Raw genomic sequence first — 18,419 nt, 5'->3', positions numbered from 1 at the left:
CGCTACGTGCAAGGGGCCCTTCCCCTAACCCATTTACCCCCTTACACCGTGCGCATCTGTTTCATTTCCCGCCGCTACTTCCCCGCCGTCTCCGGCATGAGCGTTTACGCCCGCAACCTGACCAAGGCACTGAGTGAGCGCGGCCACGCGGTGGTGATGATCAGCCAGTACCGGGAGGACCCCACCGGGGTGCGCATCTACGGTGGCGGACCTCCGCCGGATGAGCCCTGGATGGACGTGCACGGACTGCGGTCCATCGGCGAGGAGCAGGGCGTCGATAACCCCCCCGCCGACTTCGAAGCCGACACCCGCGCCATGGTCGCGCTGGCCGAGCGCCTGCACGCTGAGCGGCCCTTCGATGTGGTGCACGCTCAGTATGCCTATCCCACCGGACTGGCCGCCCTGGAGGTAAGTCGGCGGCTCGGTATTCCTAACGTGGTATCTATTCAGGGGGGCGACGGGCACTGGGTGGGGCTCTGCTGCACTACCCACCACCGGGCCATGCAGGCCGTGCTCGATCACAGCATGGCGCTGGTTATCGGTTGTGATAGCTTTCGCGACGAGGTGGTCGACAATCACGGCACCGCAGCGGAGCGCTTCACGATCATTCCGGGAGCGACGAATACCGAGCAGTTCCGCCCCCGCTCGACGGGGGTAGGGGAGTTGCGCGCACCGGCCCGACTGCTTTACCACGGGCGAGTGGACGCGCGCAAGGGGAGCCTCGATTTTATCCACTGCGGTAAGGCATTGATCGAGGCCGGCTTCGCCATTCGGCTCATTGTCTCCGGTATCGGACCGGACTTCGATGCCACGGTGGCCCTCGCGCACGAGCTAGGTATCGCCGACTGCACGGAATTTCCCGGTGAGGTAGCCTACGCCGATGCGCCCGCCCGGTACCACGCCGGCGATATCTTTCTGAGCCCCACCTACGCCGAAGGCTTTTCCAATACCATCCTCGAGGCCATGGCCAGCGGGCTGCCCATCGTCAGTACCCGTACGGTCGGCGTGGTCGACTGCGTACGCGACGGCGAAAACGGACTACTGGTCGAGGCCGGTGATCTGACCGCCCTCACCGCCGCTACCCGCTCGCTCCTCGAGCAGCCGGAGCTACGCCGCAAACTTGCCACCACCGCCCTGGACGAAGTGCACGCCACGTATTCCTGGCCCGTGGTGGCCGCACAGATCGAAGGGGAATATCGACGCATAACCAATAAGCAGGTCGATACCGCCTGGACTAATATCATCACCGTTGACGAAGAGGCGGAAGGTGCCGACCTCAGTTGCCGCTTCCGCACCCAACCCCACCTGCTGTGATTCTGGTGTTCTCGCCCCACCTTGATGATGCCGTGTTTTCGTGCGGAGGACTGCTAGGCCAGCTATCCGGCGAATTGGTACGGGTAGTGACCTGCTTCACCCGTTCGGTGCCCGATCCGCAAGGGTTTGCGCTAGCCTGTCAGCTCGATAAAGGACTTGCCCCCGGGGTAGACTACATGGCGCTTCGCCGCGCCGAGGACGAAAAGGCCATGGAGCTACTCGGCCTGCACCCTGAGCACTGGGACCTCCCCGAGGCCCCCCACCGCGGCTACGAAAGTGCCCCCGCTCTCTTTGCCGGCGTCCATGCTGACGACACGATCCAGGAGGAGCTCCGCCAGCGGGTGGCTTCGGCCATTTACGATTACCGCCCGTTGACCATTTTCTATCCCCTGGGGGCCGGCAACCATGCCGATCACCTACAGGTCATCCAGGCAGTGAAATCACTTAAAAAGTACTGGGAGCAGGTAGATTTCGTCCAGTACTACGACCAGCCCTATACTCACCGACATCCCACCGCGTATGCCGAGATTGATGCTGCCACCCCACTGCACACGTCGAAGAAACTTCCGGCAAAGCAAACGCTCGGCTATTCGTTGCCCCCCGCTACCTTACAGACCAAGTACGCCGCCTGTCTAGCCTACGCTACCCAAATCGGCTTTCAGTTTAAGGACCGGCACGGCATGGAAAATCTACTCGGGGACCGCGAATACTACCGCACCACGCACGCTAGCCTGCGGCCTCTAGCATACGGCGCAGGTTCGTGACGGTCTTGACCGGCCCGCCCGTCATAATTTCCCTGCGCAGCCAGTTGGGTAGGCCGGAGCCGGCATCGGTGCGTACCGTCACCTGTAGCAGCACCGTACCATCAGTCTGCGGACTCACGACCCACTCCCCGTCGTACACCGTCGGGCGATCCCGTCCATCGGTCGGGGGAATAGCCTCGGGGGAGCCGGCTATGGTACGCGTGAATACGCCCCGGTCGTCCACGTGCTGTGTCACCCGCGCCACCACTTCCTTATCGCCAAAGGGGAAGGGCATGTCAATGCCGGATACGAAGATGTAGTCGTCGGCCCGGCCACCGTCTACGATATAGGCCCGGTCGCAGCGGTGTACCCAATTGGGATAGCCGGCTGCGTCATCGAGGATGGCACGAACCGTTTGCACCTGCGTCCGCGCCCTGGTCATCACCCGCACGCTCATTTCGCCATTTGTCTCCTGGCGTACAAATACCTGCACCCCGGCGTTATCCGCATCCAGCACGAACTCATCCCGCGTGTCCTGCGCAATTAGCGGGGCGGGGCCGCAGGTGCAAGGTAAAATGAACGACAGGAGCAGTACCGCTGGCGTCACGCGATTTAAGTTGGGCATGGGTTGCAATAACGGAAAAAGTCGTCGTACGTTGTGAACACCGAATCTTTCCCTACCTTAGTCACGGCAACCGGTTGTATTCCGGTCCGTCATGGTTTACCATCACTTTCCCATCCCCTATGCTTCAAACCGGTACCACGCTACTTCTATTCCTGGCTGCAGCCGCCTTGTCGGCCCAGTCGCCGTTCACCTCCCTGACCAACGGACGCGACCTCAGCAACTGGGAATCCTACGGCGGTCAGGCCCCCTATTCTCTCTCCGGTGATACGATCACCGGAACGGCCGTGGTCAATACTCCGAACACCTTTTTGTGTACGGAGCGACCTTACTCCAACTTTATCCTCACCCTAGAATTCAACGACGATGCTCCCCTGAACAGTGGGGTGATGGCGCGGGGACAGTGGCGGCAGGACGGTGACATCCGTCGCATCTACGGCTACCAGGTAGAAATAGACCCGAGTGCCCGTGGCTATACCGGTGGTATATACGACGAGGCACGCCGGGGTTGGATCTACCCCCTCCATTATAACGACGAGGCCCGCCAGCTTTACCGCCAGGGGGAGTGGAACGAGCTGCGCGTCGAGGCCATCGGTGACAACCTGCGCACCTACATCAACGGAAAGGCCGCCGCAAACTTGGTCGATAGCGTGGATGCATCCGGCCTGATTTGTCTACAGGTACACGCCATCAAGGAGGATCTGGCCGGGAAGCAGGTGCGCTGGCGCAACATCCAGGTGCTCGACAACGCGACCGAAGCCGACCGTATGCCGGCCGTGCAGGCACCGGTAGAAAACATGATGGTCAATACCCTAACGGAGGCCGAGCAGCGGCAGGGGTGGCGCCTGCTCTTCGATGGCAGTTCGACCGAGGGCTGGCGGGGGGCAAAGCTCGATGAGTTTCCGGCCTCTGGCTGGGAGGTCGCAGATGGCCAACTGCGTGTACTGCCCGGTAACGGGGGGGAGAGTGCCAATGGCGGTGACATCGTGACGAAGGATAATTTCAGCAACTTCGAGCTGGTCTTCGAGTTCAAACCGGCGGAAGGGGCCAACAGTGGGGTAAAGTACTTCGTGGACCCTGATCTGAATAAGGGGCAGGGCTCGGCCATTGGGCTAGAGTATCAGATTCTGGACGACGAGCGTCATCCCGACGCGAAGCTAGGCGTCATGGGTAATCGTACGATGGCCTCCCTCTACGATCTTATCCCCGCCGCCGTGCTGGACGTGCCCGGCCGGGGTAAGGAGTACAAGATCGGGCAGTGGAATCGCGGCCGTATCGTCTCTAAGGACGGCCACGTCGAGCACTGGCTCAATGGCTACAAGGTGGTCGAGTACGATCGCTTCAGCCCCATGTTTCAGGCACTGGTCAACTACAGTAAATACCGCGACTGGGAAAACTTCGGTCGCTTCCCCCAGGGGCCCATTCTGCTGCAGGATCACGGCGATGCCGTGGCCTTCCGCACCATCAAAATCCGTGAACTTTAAGTCGATTATCATGAGCAACCGCCGCACTTTCATCAAAAAAACCGCCCTGGCCACCGCCGGGCTCGGATTGGGGCTGCCGGCCTACAGCCGCACCCAGGTGATGGGGGCCAACGACCGAGTCAACGTAGCCGTATTCGGTACCAATAGCCGGGGAGAATACCTGACCGGTACCTTTGCCACGGCCGACGACTGTCGCGTAGTCGGTATCGGTGATGTCGATACCCGGGCCATCGCCAAGGGACAGCAGCGCGTCGTAGAAAAGGGCGGCAAGGAACCAAAGGGGGACCAGGACTTCCGACGCTTTCTCGACGATAAGAAGATCGACGCCGTAGTCATCGCTACGCCCGACCACTGGCACGCCCCCATGGCCATGATGGCCCTCGACGCCGGCAAGCACGTCTACGTCGAAAAGCCCTGTAGTCATAACCCTGCCGAGGGCGAGATGCTGGTCGCCAAGCAGGGCAAAACCGGGCTAAAGGTGCAGATGGGTAACCAAACCCGTAGCAGTGTGAGCCTGAATAAGGTAGTCCAGGAAATCCACGACGGACTCATCGGCGAAGCCTACGCGGGTAAGGCCTGGTATGCCGCCACCCGTGGCCCCATCGGTGAGCACGAACCGGCCCCTGTGCCCGAGTGGCTCGACTGGGAGCTGTGGCAGGGCCCGGCCCCCCACCAGGATTTCGACGCCCTACTGGTACACTACAACTGGCACTGGTTCTGGAAGTACGGTACCGGGGAGCTGCTCAACAACGGTACCCACGAGGTGGATATGTGCCGCTGGGCGCTCGGCGTGGACTTCCCCGAGCGGGTGACTTCCACCGGAGGCCGCTTCGCCTTCGACGATGCCTGGCAGGCCTACGATACGCAGCTGGCCGGCTTTGAGTTCCCCGGCGGAAAGCATATTCACTGGGACGGGCGTAGCTGCAACGGCATGCCCCTCTGGGACCGCGGCCGTGGGGCCATGATCTATGGTACCGAGGGCAGCGTGCTGATGGACCGTAACGGGTACATTGTCTACGATTTACAGGGTAAGGAGCTGCGCCGGGAGGAAGAAAGCGAGGCGTCCGTCAGTATGGATACCACCGGTGGCGGCAACCTGGACGAGCTCCACATCGGCAACTTCATCCGCGGGGTAAACTCCGACGAAAAACTCAATTCTAACATCGCCGATGCCAACCCGAGTGTGACCATTTGCCACCTCGGTAACATGGCCCAGCGCACCAACAGCGTACTGAACTGCGACCCCGCTACGGGTAAGCCCCTCGACAATCCCGAAGCACTGGCCCTCTGGCAGCGGGAGTACGAGCAGGGGTGGGCTCCGACGGTGTAGTCACTACCTTTGCGGGGTGATCACGCACTTTCAGCTTGACGACCTGCCGCCCTTCCGCCACGCCGTGCTCACCATCGGGAGCTTCGATGGCGTACACCGTGGTCACCAACAATTGCTGCGCCGCATCCGGCGCATGGCCGAGGCGCGGGGCGGGGAGAGTATCGTAATCACCTTCGATCCGCACCCCCGCAGCGTGCTGCGACCGGATGATGATAGTCTGCGGCTACTCACTACCACGGAGGAGAAGGCCGTCTACTGCGCCGAGCAGGGAATCGACCACCTGGTGGTCGTACCCTTTACGGCGGCCTTTAGTCAGCAGAGTCCGGGAGAGTACATCGAGCACTTTCTCGTCCGCTACTTTTCTCCGGAGCGCATTGTTATCGGCTACGACCACCACTTTGGACGGGATCGCGCGGGCAACGTAGAATTTCTGCGCTACCACGCAGCTGAGTTTGGCTACGAGGTGGTCGAGATCGCGGCCCAGGAGGTGAACGATATAACGGTCAGCTCCACCAAAATCAGACAGGCCCTCCGGGAAGGACGGGTGGTGGGTGCGCGCGAGCTGATGGGTCGCCCGTACGGACTATCCGGGCGGGTAATAATGGGTAAACAAATCGGGCGTACCCTGGGCTACCCGACGGCCAATCTAGAGCTGCTCGATCGGCTCAAGTTGGTACCGGCCAATGGCATCTACGCCGTGCGTGCCTGGATTGGGGAGGCCTGGCACCAGGGAATGCTTTACATCGGTGACCGGCCGGTGCTGGGCGACGGGCGGGGTACGATCATTGAGCTACATGTGCTTGATTTCTCGGCCGATCTGTACGGGCAGACGGTGCGCGTAGAATTTGTGGACTATCTCCGGGGGGATGTGACACTGGATGGGCTGGCAGCCCTACGGGAGCAGTTGCAGGAGGATGAACAAGCGGCCCGCGCCGTGCTGGCTCGGCAGGCAGCAGCTTCATCCGCCGATACAACACCTAGCAATCCGGACACCGCAGTGGTGATCCTAAACTACAACGGGCGGGGGTACCTGGAACGCTATCTACCCACCGTGGTAGCCGAGCTCGAGGCAAACTGCCGGGTAGTGGTGGCCGACAATGCGAGTATGGACGATTCGGTAACCTATCTACGGCGCGAGCATCCCGGGATTGACGTGATCGAACTAGCCGAGAACTACGGCTTTGCCGGGGGATACAACGAGGCCCTGCAGCGGGTAAGCGCTGAGGTGTATGTCCTACTCAACAGCGACGTGCGTGTCACCCCCGGCTGGCTGGGCCGCGTGCTACCTCACTTTCGGGACGGGATGGTCGGAGCGGTGCAGCCCAAGGTGCTGGCCGAGCACCAGCCGAGTTGTTTTGAGTACGCGGGGGCTTCGGGGGGGTACCTGGACTTTCTCGGCTACCCCTTTTGCCGGGGTAGGGTGTTCGGACATACGGAGCGCGATGAGGGGCAGTACGACGGGGTGGCGGAGATATTCTGGGCTACCGGGGCGGCGCTGTTTATCCGGTCCTCGGTCTTCCACGCGTTGGGGGGGTTTGAGCCGGAGTACTTCGCGCACGCCGAAGAAATCGACCTGTGCTGGCGGATGAAGCGGGCGGGCTACAAGGTGCTTGTGGAGCCCGCCGCGACCGTCTTTCACGTGGGGGGCGGAACACTCGCCTACGACACGCCCCGCAAGGCCTACCTAAACTTTCGCAACACGCTGGTCACTAGTTTTAAGAACGAGCACTCCACGCGGCTCCTGTGGTGGGTACCCGTGCGACTGCTGCTCGACGGGGCGGCGGGCCTGTTATTCCTCAGCCAGGGAAAGTTTAGCCATATCACTTCGATTCTGCGCGCTCACCTCCATTTTTACTCCCGCCTTCCCCTGTGGGTGTACCGGCGCGCCCGGCGTACCGCCGAAATCAATGCTGCCCGGGTGGGGCCGCCGCGTACCGATGCCGGTAGGGTCGCCGACAGCATCGCCCTGCATTACTACCTGCTCGGGCACAAGCGCTACTCCGAGGTCGTGGTGGAGCAGGTGAGGGTGGAGCCGGAGGCCGTGGGGGGCAATTAGCCATCGTAAAAGAATGGGCAGTTTAATGGTGGCGGCGGGGTAGGCCCGTTGCATATTTGCCGGTAACGAAAACTGCTAGCCATGGCCACGTTAGATTTTGGGGGGACGAAGGAAAAGGTCGTCACCCGTGAGGAGTTCCCCCTGGAGAAAGCCCGTGAGGTGCTAAAGGATGAAACGATTGCCGTGATCGGCTACGGCGTGCAGGGTCCGGGACAAAGCCTGAATCTGCGCGACAATGGGTTCAACGTGATCGTGGGCCAGCGCAGGGGTGGAGCCTCCTGGGATAAGGCCCTGAAGGATGGCTGGGTAGAGGGAGAAACCCTTTTCGAGATCGAGGAGGCCGCCGACCGGGGTACCATCATTCAGTACTTGCTCTCCGATGCCGCCCAGATCGAGGTCTGGCCGCGGATCAAACCCTACCTCACCGAGGGTAAGGCGCTATACTTCAGTCACGGCTTCGGCATCACGTACAACGACCGCACCAAGATCGTCGCTCCGGATAACGTGGACGTTATTCTGGTAGCGCCTAAGGGCTCGGGCACGAGTCTGCGGCGGCTCTTCCAGGCGGGCCGGGGGCTTAACTCCAGCTACGCCATCGATCAGGACGCCACGGGACGGGCCTACGAGCGGGTAATCGCCCTGGGCATCGGGGTGGGCTCCGGCTACCTCTTCGAAACGGACTTTCAGCGTGAGGTGTACTCCGACCTGACCGGCGAGCGGGGAACGCTCATGGGAGCCATCCAGGGAATTTTCGAGGCCCAGTACGATGTGCTGCGGGCAAACGGACATACGCCCTCGGAAGCATTCAACGAGACGGTAGAGGAACTTACCCAGAGTCTGATGCCGCTCGTGGCCGAAAACGGCATGGACTGGATGTACGCCAACTGCTCTACTACGGCCCAGCGCGGTGCCCTGGACTGGAAGGACAAATTCCGCGACGCGGTCAAGCCCGTTTTCGAGGACCTTTACCGGAGCGTGGCCAGTGGCGAGGAGGCCCAGCGCAGCATCGACTCCAACAGCCAGTCGGACTACCGGGTCAAGCTCGAGGAAGAACTGCGGGAGCTCAACGAGAGCGAGATGTGGCAGGCCGGACGAACGGTACGGGGGCTTCGTCCGGAGAATGCCTAGATAAACGGCGCCGGGCGTTAACCAAGGTAGGGGTGGTGCGTTATTGCTTGCACCTGCGGCCCCGCCCACTTGCCTCACTAATTACTCGCCATGGATGCCGCCCAAAAACGCGCCGCTAAGATCGACCGCCTCGACCACGCACACTTCGACCTGGTGGTGGTGGGAGGGGGCATCACGGGGGCCGGAGTGGCCCTTGATGCCGCTAGCCGTGGTCTGAACGTAGCCCTCATCGAGCGTAGTGACTTTGCCTCGGGTACGAGCTCTAAGTCGACCAAGCTCATTCACGGAGGGTTGCGCTACCTGAAAAATTTGGAGATCGGCTTAGTGCGCGAGGTAGGGCAGGAGCGCGCGGTGGTGCATAAGCTTGCCCCCCATCTGGTACGCCCGGAAAAGATGCTGCTGCCGCTGGTGGAGGGTGGCTCGCTAGGGAAGCTGAGCACCAGCATGGCCCTGTGGGTGTATGATTTTCTGGCCGACGTGGAGGGCGATGATAAGCGCGTCATGCTGACCAAGGAAGAGACCCTGGAAACCGAGCCGCTGCTGCGCGCAGACATCCTTAAGGGCGGCGGTTTCTACGCCGAGTACCGCACCGACGATGCCCGCCTGACGATCGAAAACGTGAAAACCGCGGAAGCTAACGGGGCCCTGGCCATCAACTACGTAGAGGCGACGGGATTCGTCTACGATGAGGGGCACCACATCCGCGCGGTGAGGTGCCACGATCGGCACGCCGACCGTGCCTTCGAGGTGAGCTGCGAGCACGTCATCAGCTCGGCCGGGCCCTGGGTAGACGATTTGCGTAAGATTGACAAGAGCATGAACAACAAGCGGTTGTTCCTGAGCAAGGGGGTGCACATCGTGGTCGCCCGCGAGCGGCTGCCCCTTCAGCACGCCTGCTACTTCGACGTGGCCGACGGGCGGATGCTCTTTGCCATACCGCGGCTGCGGTGCACCTACATCGGTACTACCGATACACCGTATAAGGGGGATCCGAACGCCGTACCGGTATACCGGGAGGATGTACAGTACCTGCTCGACGCGACCAATGCGATGTTCCCGACCGTGAACCTGGTCGTAGAGGATGTGGAGTCGAGCTGGGCGGGCGTGCGGCCGCTGATATTTGAGGAGGGAAAGTCGGCCGGCGAGATGTCACGCAAGGATGAAATCTTTGAGAGCGAATCGGGACTGCTCAGTATTGCGGGCGGTAAGCTGACGGGTTACCGGAAGATGGCCGAGCGGGTGGTGGACCGACTGGGCAACCAACTGCACGAGGACGGGGAAAGTCTGTCCAAAACCACGACGCGGCAGATCATGCTGTCGGGCGGGCCGTTTGCCGACTTCGACGAGGTGCTGGTCTACGAGCGGGAGATTGCCGAGCAGTTGCGCGCCGCCAGTTTAGCCCCGGAACGGGCGGGCTACCTAGTGGCGAATTACGGCAAGCAGTCGCCGACGGTAATCGCCATGGCACGCGAGCGGAAGGAAGGTAGTGACGTGAGCCGCCTGGCCTGCGCCGAGGCTGCCTGGTGTATTGACAATGAGCTGGCATTGTATCCGCTGGATTGGGTGGAGCGGCGGTCGGGACGCCTATACTTCGATATGCCGAGCATTGCCCCGGTACTGGATGAGGTGCTGGACGCGTTCGCCGAAGCCTACGGGTATTCGGAGGCCGAGCGGGAGCGTGAGCGAAAGCGGGTAGAGGACGCCATTACCTGGGTGAGCACTTTTGCGCCACAGCCGGCCGAAGCCACTACGGCGGCGTAACAAAAAGGGGAAGCTGCTGTTAAGGCGGTAAAGCGGACGGTATGACTTCCCAGGGATCCATCTTTGAGCGGCGGGTAGACCCCGTGCTACAGGCGGGCGTCATCCTGGCCATGGTACTAGTGATCGATGTGTTCAGCATCATTGTGGCCGGAACGGACACGGTGGGGGTAAGCAATCGCTTTCCCTGGTTGTGCGCAGCGAGTTTTATGCTTTTTTTTGCGCTCTTCAACTCCGTGCTGAGTGCCTCGGCGGAGAATACCGCTAAGTACTGGGGTCGTAGTATGTACAGCTTCATGGCGCTTGCCCTGGGGGCAGGTCTGCTGGCCTGGGCCTTTAGCGGTATCAGCATCAACGATGCGGGGTCTTACCGCTGGATCTACCTGGTGGTGACGGTAGGCTATTTGGTCTTTCTGGGCATGATCTCACTGATCAAAAATGTGGTCACTTTCGCCCAGCGGGAGGAGTGGAACAAGCCCCGGCTCAAGAACCGCCGCCGGGAGGACTGAGCAACCTAGCGGTGCCGTTGTGGGTTAGCAAGGGGCACCTTTTTCAGCTATGCAGTTACTTCCCGCCGACACCCCCGAAACCCTGGAATTCGATAAGGTCCTGGCCCTCCTGGAGCGACAGTGTCAGGGAGATTTAGGTCGTACGGCTGCCCGGCAGTTGCTCCCTTCCACCAAAGTCACCGAGGTGAATAGGTGGCTGGACGAGGTGGCCGAGTTCCGGCAGGGGACCGAGGAGAAGAACATGTTTTTGATCGGGGCCTACGACGATGTCGAGGAGGAGCTGCGAGCACTGCGCGTAGAGGGCTACGTACTGGTGGAAAGCGGCCTAGCTAAGTTGAACGTGCTGCTCCTGCAAGCCAAGCAACTATTCGGCTTTTTTCAGGGTGCGGCTCGCCAGGCTAAGTACGAAAACCTTTACGCCGTGGTACGGCAGGTGGACTACGTGCCGGAGCTCTCGGTGGCCATTGAAGCGGTCATCGATGCAGAAGGCAGCATTCGCTCGGATGCCTCGGAAGAGCTTGCGCGCATCCGCCGGCTCATCGGGAGCAAGCAGCGGGAGGTAGAAAAGGCTTTTCGTAGCGTCATTGAGAAGTACCGGCGGGCGGGCTACCTGACCGATACGGTTGAAAGCTTTCGCAATGGGCGCCGCGTCCTGAGTGTACCGAGTGAATTCAAACGCCAGATACGGGGCATCATCCACGATGAGTCGGCGACGGGAAAGACCGCCTACATCGAGCCCGACGAGGTGATCGGGATCAACAATGACATTTTTGACCTCCAGCAGGAGGAGCGGCGGGAGATCTACCGAATCTTGCGCGAGCTCTCCGCTCAGCTGCGACCCTATGTCGACCAGATTACCGGCTACCGCGACCTGATCGCCTACTTCGACCTGGTGCAGGCCAAGGCACGACTGGCCCAGCAACTGAAGGCGGAGCGACCGAAGGTCGATCAGCAACCTCGCTTGTGGATTCGCGAGGGGCGGCACCCCTTGCTGTACTTGAAAAACCGGCAGTACGGCAAAAAGACCGTGCCCTTCGACCTGAAGCTAGGGGGTAAGAACCGGCTGCTGATGCTATCGGGACCGAATGCGGGGGGGAAGTCCATCCTGATGAAGTCCGTAGGACTGCTACAGCTGATGTTACAGGCGGGGATGTTAGTGCCGGTAGATAAAGAATCGGAGTTTGGTATCTTTCATCGCGTCTTTACTGACATTGGGGATCAGCAAAGCATTGAGGACGACCTATCGACCTACTCCAGCCGGCTAAAAAACGCCCGGGAGTTTATTAAATCGGCCGATGACCGCACCCTGTTGCTAATCGATGAGTTTGGGGCAGGTACCGATCCGGCGCTGGGGGGCGCGATTGCGGAGGGCGTATTGGAAGGGCTCAACGCCAAACAAGTGTATGGCGTCATCACGACCCACTACAGCAACCTGAAGATATACGCATACAAAACCGCCGGCATCGTCAACGGGGGGATGAACTTTGACAAAGATACCCTATCACCGACCTACGAGCTACGGGTAGGCCGGCCGGGCTCGAGCTACGCCTTCGAGATTGCCCAGAAAAGTGGGCTACCTGACGAGGTACTCGCCCACGCACGCAGACGGGCCGGTAAGAACGAGCGAGCCGTCGACCAACTCCTCGTCGACCTCCAACGCGAAAAGCAGGAAGTGGAGGAGCAGTTAAAGGGCCTAGAACAGAAGCAAAAAACCCTCGATGCCCTCACCCGTACCTACGAGGAGCTGCACCGCGACATCGAAGTGCGTCGCAAACGCCTGAAATTAGAAGCCAAGGAGCAGGCCCTTACGGAAACGGCGAGGTACAATAAGGAGATGGAAACCCTGATCCGGGAACTCCGCGAAGAGAAGAAGATCGAAGAAGCAAAGGAGCAGGCGAAGGTGCTGCGCGAGGAACGCGAGAAGATCGGCGAGCAGGTGACCGACCTGCGGGAGTCTATTTACTACCAACCGCGCAAGGGGAAACACGCCAAGGAGGCCTTCAAGGAAGGTGACTACGTCAAACTACGCACGGGCGGGGCCAGTGGCACCATCGAATCCATCGATAGGAAGCGCGCCGTGGTGATTGTCGGTGACCTCCGGCTGACGGTCAACCTGCGCGACATCGAGCATGCCGATAATCCCATGTCGCTGCGTAAGGAGCGCAGCGTGACCAGCGACATCAGCGCTGTTGCCACCTTCGACAATAAGCTGGACGTGCGCGGGATGCGCTTCGAGGAGGTGCTCAATACCACCCAGGCCTTCGTTGACCAAGCCCTCATGGCCAACGCCAGCCAGCTGCGTATCGTACACGGCAAAGGGAGCGGTGCCCTAAAGCGTGCCGTGCGGCAGAAGTTGCAGGAGTACAACCATGACTTTACCCTCATCACGCCACCCCGCGAGCAGGGCGGTGAGGGCGTCACCATTGTAGAACTATAATCCTCTCCAGCTGTGGAAGTTTCCCGTATCGCCGAAGCGCTCGCTACCGTCACTGACCCCCAGACCGGACAGGATCTGATTACCGCCAACATGGTGTTGCATCTGAAGGTCGAGCCCCCCAATGTGTCCTTTACCCTTCAGCTGCCGAAGCTGGAAGCGGATTACAAGCAACAACTAAATTTCGCCTGCCAGGAGGCCATCCTGAATGTCTACCCCGAGGCTCAGGTACACGTGCACATGCAAAATCCTGGTATGACGCCGCAGGCTGGCAGGGGCGGCGGCGGCCCCCAGCAGAGCAACCCGCTGCCACACGTCAAAAATATTATCGCAGTAGCCAGTGGTAAGGGTGGGGTAGGGAAGAGCACCGTAGCGGTTAATCTTGCCCTAGGACTCCAGCAACTCGGCGGTGCGGTCGGCTTATTAGACGCCGATGTCTACGGTCCCTCCGCTCCCACCATGCTCGGACTCCAGGGACAAAAGCCTACGGTAGAGACCGTCTACGGCAAGCCTAAGATCAAGCCACTTTATGCTTACGGACTACCGGTGATGAGCACGGGCTTTGTCGTGGAGCCCGAGCAGGCGGTTGTACTGCGTGGGCCGCGCCTGGCGGGTATCATCAAGCAGTTCATCGAGGAAACCGTTTGGCCGCCGCTTGATTACCTCATTGTAGACCTTCCTCCCGGCACCGGCGACGTCCAGCTCACCCTGGTGCAGGTGGTAAGCGTCACGGGCGCCGTACTAGTCACCACCCCCCAGAAGGTCGCCCTGGCCGATGCGGTCAAGGCCATGAATATGTTCTTCCTGGAAAACGTCAACGTTCCGGTGCTCGGCGTGGTGGAGAATATGTCGTACTTCACCCCGGCCGAGTTGCCGAACAACAAGTACTACATCTTCGGGCAGGGCGGGGGGAAAAGCCTAGCCAAAAAGAGCAACAGTATGTTGCTAGGGCAGATACCCCTGGTGCAGTCCATTCGTGAAGGCGGGGATGCGGGCGCTCCCGCCGTGCTCGATAAGGAGAACGAGGTAGTGCGGGAGGCCTGGCTTAAGGTAGCCCGCAACGTAGCGCGGCAAACCGCCCTGCGCAACGAGATGATGGCCCCCACCGCACGGGTGGAAATGAAAAATTAGGAGATGAAGGGTGTGAGGACTCGCTGTAGTGCGGTGTTGACGGCGGTGATTGCTGGTTCTAATTTCCAGGCTGATCGATCCCGGGGGGTAACGTAGTTGCTGATGGCGCGAAGTTGCAGCGCGTCTACGCCCGCTGCCATACAGCCGTAAAAGAAAGCGGCTCCTTCCATGGATTCTACCTGTGCATCGGGGAAGGACTCCCGCAGCCGGGTGATGGTAGTTTGGCTACCCGTAGCTCGGTGCACGGTGAGTCCCGCAACGGTGGGGTAGGGCAGGATGGCAGAGGGCCCGGCGGGTCGCAGAACACCACCTTCGCCAAAGGGAAACCCGGGTGGAAAACCCAGGGCTGCTGGCGGAAGAAGTTTTCCGTTAGGGTCTTCTGCTCCCCAGTCACCCAGCTGTTCGCTTATTACATTGACGACCTGACCGAGGGCCAGGGCGCGATCGAACGCCCCCGCAACACCGACCTGGATAGCCAGCTGTACGGCGGGCGGAGCCGGTAGGCGGCGACCGAGTAGGAACGCCGTGGAAATCAACCCGAGTCCTCCAAACACTACCTCTATCTCCACCCGCTCGAAGCTGAGTACGTTTTGCTCCTGCCGCACGGCCAGCTCCCTGAGCCAGGCCACGGTAGGGCCTAGCTCGGACGGGGTGGCGGCGAGGAGCAGGATTCTCACCACTGAAGTTGCACTAAGGTCGCGGTCGCCGGTGTGTGCAAGAATGCGGCCACCACGCGCTTACCGTACACGCGCTGAAGGAGCTCGGACTGCAGCCGAAGCTCCGCTAGTCTTAGAGCCTGCTGCTGTTGAAATTGCTTCGGGGACAGGCAGATGTTCTGAATTAACACGCATTCGTCATCCGGTAGGGCACCTACCCAATCGAGCTGCTGCGCGTACTTCCGGTCGGCAACCCTTCCACGTAGGGCGAGGTGACGGTGTACTTCGGCATCCGGCCAGTTAGCCTCCGTAAAATCCCGGAAGCCGTCGGACTGCCGGAGCATCTCCTCCAGTTCGACCGGTACACCGGGCAGAAACTCGGCCAGCAGTTGCTCGGCCAGCTCCCGCCGATAGGCGTTATCGTTGCCAACAGGATCACCCGCGATAAAGGTACTGGCACACCGTGCGTAGGCACGTAGATCGACCGCTGGATCGGGTTCGGCAAGACTAGCGTAGCTGATGAGGGAACCAGAGTCGCAGGGTCCGTAGGTATCAATGATAAACCCGTCGTCCACCCAGCGGGCAGCGTGGCCGTCCCGGCCCGATCGCATCCCGGTAAGGAATGGCACGGCAGTAAAGCGCGGCTCCGACCGTGGCTGCGAGATGGGCTCGATGAACTGCACGGTCGTCTTAGCGATGTCGTGGCCGTCCCAGCTAAAGGGGGTCTCGGTAGTGCCGGGCTCCAGTACGGTGGTCTCCTTGCCCCCCCGGCCGTACACACGGTCTAGCCAGGGCGCTCCGTACTTCCCCGTCGGTAGGATCAGGTAGTCGCGTGCGCGGGTCATTCCTACGTACAGTAGCCGGGCCTCCTCGGCCAAGGCCGCCTGCGTAGCGCGGGCTTTCCAGTTACTGGCCTCCAGCTCGTCCACCCAGGGAATACCCCCAGTGAGGCGACCGTAGGGATTGGCCCAGTACCGGAGCCAGCGGTTGGCAAGCGGCCGATCTAGGTCGACCGGCGCGTCGGGATCGTCGGGGATGACGGCACGGCCCCACAGCTCGGCGCGTAGTTTTTGGTCCAGGTCGTAGCAGATCACCGTAGGCCACTCCAGCCCCTTACTGCGGTGGTAGGTCAGGACGTTTACGGCCTCCGGACGCTCGCTGGCGCCCCGCATATCGTCCTTTTCGCGGGCCAACTGGTTGAGGTACAGCAGGTAGCCACCGAGGGAGGCGGCGCGGTGCTGCCGGTGACAGGTTTCCTCGTAGGCCACGGCCAGACGGCGTAGCTCGTCGATGTTGCTGAGCCGCTGCTCCCCGTCGCCCCAGGCTACGGCGATACGGCGCAGGTCAATGCGTTCGAGTACGATGTTGAGCATCTCACTGGTGGAGTGCTCGGAGGTGATCTGGCGCAGGGCTTCGAGTTCGCGTAACAACGGCTCATCGACCGCCCAGGGTGGGGGTTTAGCGCTTTCCTGCTGCGTTTCGAGGTACTGGAGGCGGTGGTCGATGACACCGGGCAGGTCATACCGGCTACCCAGTAACATGATCTCAGCGACGGAGAGCGAGTCGCCGCCACTCAGCATATACTTCAGGCAGGCTAGGAGCAGGGTAGCCTCGGCGGTCTTCAGCAGCCCGTCGCGGGCGATGGCAGCAGATAGCCCCTGCTTCGCTAGCGCCTGTGCCATGTCCTGGCAGCCGTAGTTGGTCCGGCAAAGAATAGCTATATCACCGGCCCGTAAACGCCGCTCCTTCGGCTCCCCCTTAGGTAAAATCAGTGGCGGTGCTTCGAGCAGCTCGCGGATGGCCTTGGCCATGGCCTCCTGCATGAACGAGGCCCTCCAGCGACTGCTTCCATCGATGCTGAAGTGCCAGTGGATAAGCCCCGCCGTCTGGCTCAGCAGTTTGCTTTCTGCTCCTGCGAATCTAGATCCTTGTCGACAACGCACCGGTTCTAGCGCCACTTCGTCCGCCGAAAACTCCGGGAAGGCGCTCACGAACAGACTATTGCAGCTGTACACGATGTCTTCCCGGCTGCGCCAACTCTGCCGCTGGATATTGGCCGGGTCGATGGGGCCGTTGGCGTGCATCACCGCCGCCATTAAGCGGGGCTCCGCCCCCCGGAAGCCGTAGATCGACTGCTTCGGATCACCCACCCAGACGCTCTGTTTAGCTAGCTGCGAAAGGCGTAAAAACAGCGCCAGCTGAATGGGGGAGGTATCCTGAAATTCATCCACCATCAGCAGGTCGAGCTCACGCGATAGGGTTTCCTGCACACTGGGGTGCTCCAGTAGTTTGAGCACCAGCACCTCCATGTCGGTGTAGTCAATTCGCCCCCGGTTTTTCTTGTAGCGGTCGTACTCAGCGATGGAGTCGCGGGCACAGTCGAAGAGCAGGTCCTGGTAGCCCCTGAGATCGTCCTGAAAGGCCGCTAGGGCAGCGTGCTCCTGCCCCAGTGTTGCAAGCTCCTCGACCAGTTCGCGGCTCTTTGCCCCGACCTCCTTAGCGTAGCGGCCCATTTTGGCGTACTCCTGCCAGGGCAGGTAGCCGTATTGCTGGAGCTGGGCGAGTGATTTGCGCAGGCCAATGGCGGCCGTCTCGGTTTTTTTCGTGCTGTCGGCAGGATTATTGAGCAGCGCTTCGAAGGTTTCCTTCAGCACGCGCTGCATGCGCGTCTGGTACTGGGCCAGGGTGAGGTCTTCACGGGCCGGGGGCAGGAAATATTTGAGCGTAAACCAGCTATTCGATTTGCTGCGCTTGATGTCCTCGTCGTCGAAGTTGTTGCCACGAATGATTTCTACCAGGCCTAGTACGTCCTTGCGCCAGTTGTACTTCTCCCCATTAGCACTCAGGCCCAGCCGGTCGCAGAGCTCTTCGATCTCCCGGATGCGATCCAGATCGATCACCGCGGCCATGCTCAGGTTGAAGAGTCGCTGATCGTCGCCGTCTGCGATGATGTCCACCTGCGGACTCACCCCCGCCTCGTAGGCAAAGCGCCGTAGCAACTTCACGCCCAGTCCGTGGACCGTACCGATCAGCGCATTCGTGAGCGCACCAGCCTCCCTGGTCATGCCATCGCGCAGGAGCTTGACCCGTACCCGCTCCTTGAGCTCCGCAGCGGCTCGCTTCGTAAAGGTGGTAGCAATGATGCCACTAGGTCGTACGGCCCCGCTCGTCAGCAGTTGGGCCATTTCCTGGGTGAGGCGATAAGTCTTTCCGCTACCGGCACCGGCGGAAATCAGTTTAAGGTTGGCTAACAC

At 60.9% G+C, this 18,419-nt stretch carries 13 protein-coding genes; 10 read left to right on the top strand and 3 right to left on the bottom strand.

Annotated elements, in window-relative coordinates:
- Positions 1-48 precede the first annotated feature (48 nt).
- Both ACOOHD_RS05060 and ACOOHD_RS05055 read left to right on the top strand, forming a co-directional pair.
- Entirely contained in the window at positions 49-1,314 is a 1,266-nt protein-coding gene (locus ACOOHD_RS05060) for a glycosyltransferase family 4 protein (RefSeq protein ID WP_420460485.1), read from the top strand.
- Positions 1,311-2,078: a PIG-L deacetylase family protein gene (locus ACOOHD_RS05055; protein WP_420460484.1), complete on the top strand. Its 768-nt coding sequence runs from the start codon at positions 1,311-1,313 to the stop codon at positions 2,076-2,078. Before ACOOHD_RS05060 ends, ACOOHD_RS05055 begins: the two co-directional genes overlap by 4 nt.
- Here the strand turns inward: ACOOHD_RS05055 and ACOOHD_RS05050 are convergent.
- Positions 2,041-2,682: a hypothetical protein gene (locus ACOOHD_RS05050; protein ID WP_420460483.1), complete on the bottom strand. Its 642-nt coding sequence runs from the start codon at positions 2,680-2,682 to the stop codon at positions 2,041-2,043. The genes ACOOHD_RS05055 and ACOOHD_RS05050 overlap by 38 nt on opposite strands.
- 119 nt (positions 2,683-2,801) lie before the next feature.
- Here ACOOHD_RS05050 and ACOOHD_RS05045 point away from each other — a divergent pair, with 119 nt between their 5' ends.
- The 8 genes from ACOOHD_RS05045 (at position 2,802) to ACOOHD_RS05010 (ending at position 14,509) form a co-directional block, all read left to right on the top strand.
- Positions 2,802-4,163 carry a 3-keto-disaccharide hydrolase gene (locus tag ACOOHD_RS05045; RefSeq protein WP_420460482.1) on the top strand — a complete coding sequence of 454 codons (1,362 nt, stop codon included), beginning with the start codon at positions 2,802-2,804 and terminating at the stop codon, positions 4,161-4,163.
- A 10-nt stretch (positions 4,164-4,173) separates the two neighbouring features.
- Positions 4,174-5,493 (top strand): Gfo/Idh/MocA family protein, encoded by a 1,320-nt coding sequence (locus ACOOHD_RS05040; RefSeq protein ID WP_420460481.1) that lies wholly within the window; start codon positions 4,174-4,176, stop codon positions 5,491-5,493.
- 16 nt (positions 5,494-5,509) lie between these two features.
- Positions 5,510-7,549: a bifunctional riboflavin kinase/FAD synthetase gene (locus ACOOHD_RS05035; protein ID WP_420460480.1), complete on the top strand. Its 2,040-nt coding sequence runs from the start codon at positions 5,510-5,512 to the stop codon at positions 7,547-7,549.
- Positions 7,550-7,630: 81 nt separating this feature from the next.
- Positions 7,631-8,677, top strand: coding sequence for a ketol-acid reductoisomerase (gene ilvC / locus ACOOHD_RS05030; RefSeq protein ID WP_420460479.1), 1,047 nt, complete (start codon positions 7,631-7,633; stop codon positions 8,675-8,677).
- A gap of 90 nt (positions 8,678-8,767) precedes the next feature.
- A complete protein-coding gene (locus tag ACOOHD_RS05025; protein ID WP_420460478.1) occupies positions 8,768-10,438 on the top strand; it encodes an FAD-dependent oxidoreductase in 1,671 nt (556 codons plus the stop codon).
- Between the two features lie 41 nt (positions 10,439-10,479).
- A complete protein-coding gene (locus ACOOHD_RS05020; RefSeq protein ID WP_420460477.1) occupies positions 10,480-10,944 on the top strand; it encodes a hypothetical protein in 465 nt (154 codons plus the stop codon).
- A gap of 49 nt (positions 10,945-10,993) precedes the next feature.
- Positions 10,994-13,381, top strand: coding sequence for an endonuclease MutS2 (locus ACOOHD_RS05015; RefSeq protein ID WP_420460476.1), 2,388 nt, complete (start codon positions 10,994-10,996; stop codon positions 13,379-13,381).
- 12 nt (positions 13,382-13,393) lie between these two features.
- Positions 13,394-14,509, top strand: coding sequence for a P-loop NTPase (locus ACOOHD_RS05010; RefSeq protein WP_420460475.1), 1,116 nt, complete (start codon positions 13,394-13,396; stop codon positions 14,507-14,509).
- Here ACOOHD_RS05010 and mqnB read toward each other — a convergent pair.
- Positions 14,506-15,186, bottom strand: coding sequence for a futalosine hydrolase (mqnB, locus tag ACOOHD_RS05005; RefSeq protein WP_420460474.1), 681 nt, complete (start codon positions 15,184-15,186; stop codon positions 14,506-14,508). The genes ACOOHD_RS05010 and mqnB overlap by 4 nt on opposite strands.
- A complete protein-coding gene (locus tag ACOOHD_RS05000; RefSeq protein WP_420460473.1) occupies positions 15,183-18,419 on the bottom strand; it encodes a UvrD-helicase domain-containing protein in 3,237 nt (1,078 codons plus the stop codon). The genes mqnB and ACOOHD_RS05000 overlap by 4 nt, the downstream gene beginning before the upstream one ends.

The organism is Neolewinella sp. (genome assembly GCF_965214665.1).
Lineage (GTDB): Bacteria > Bacteroidota > Bacteroidia > Chitinophagales > Saprospiraceae > Neolewinella.
Note: the sequence above shows the minus strand (reverse complement) of the source record. Positions and strands in the feature narration are given on the sequence as shown.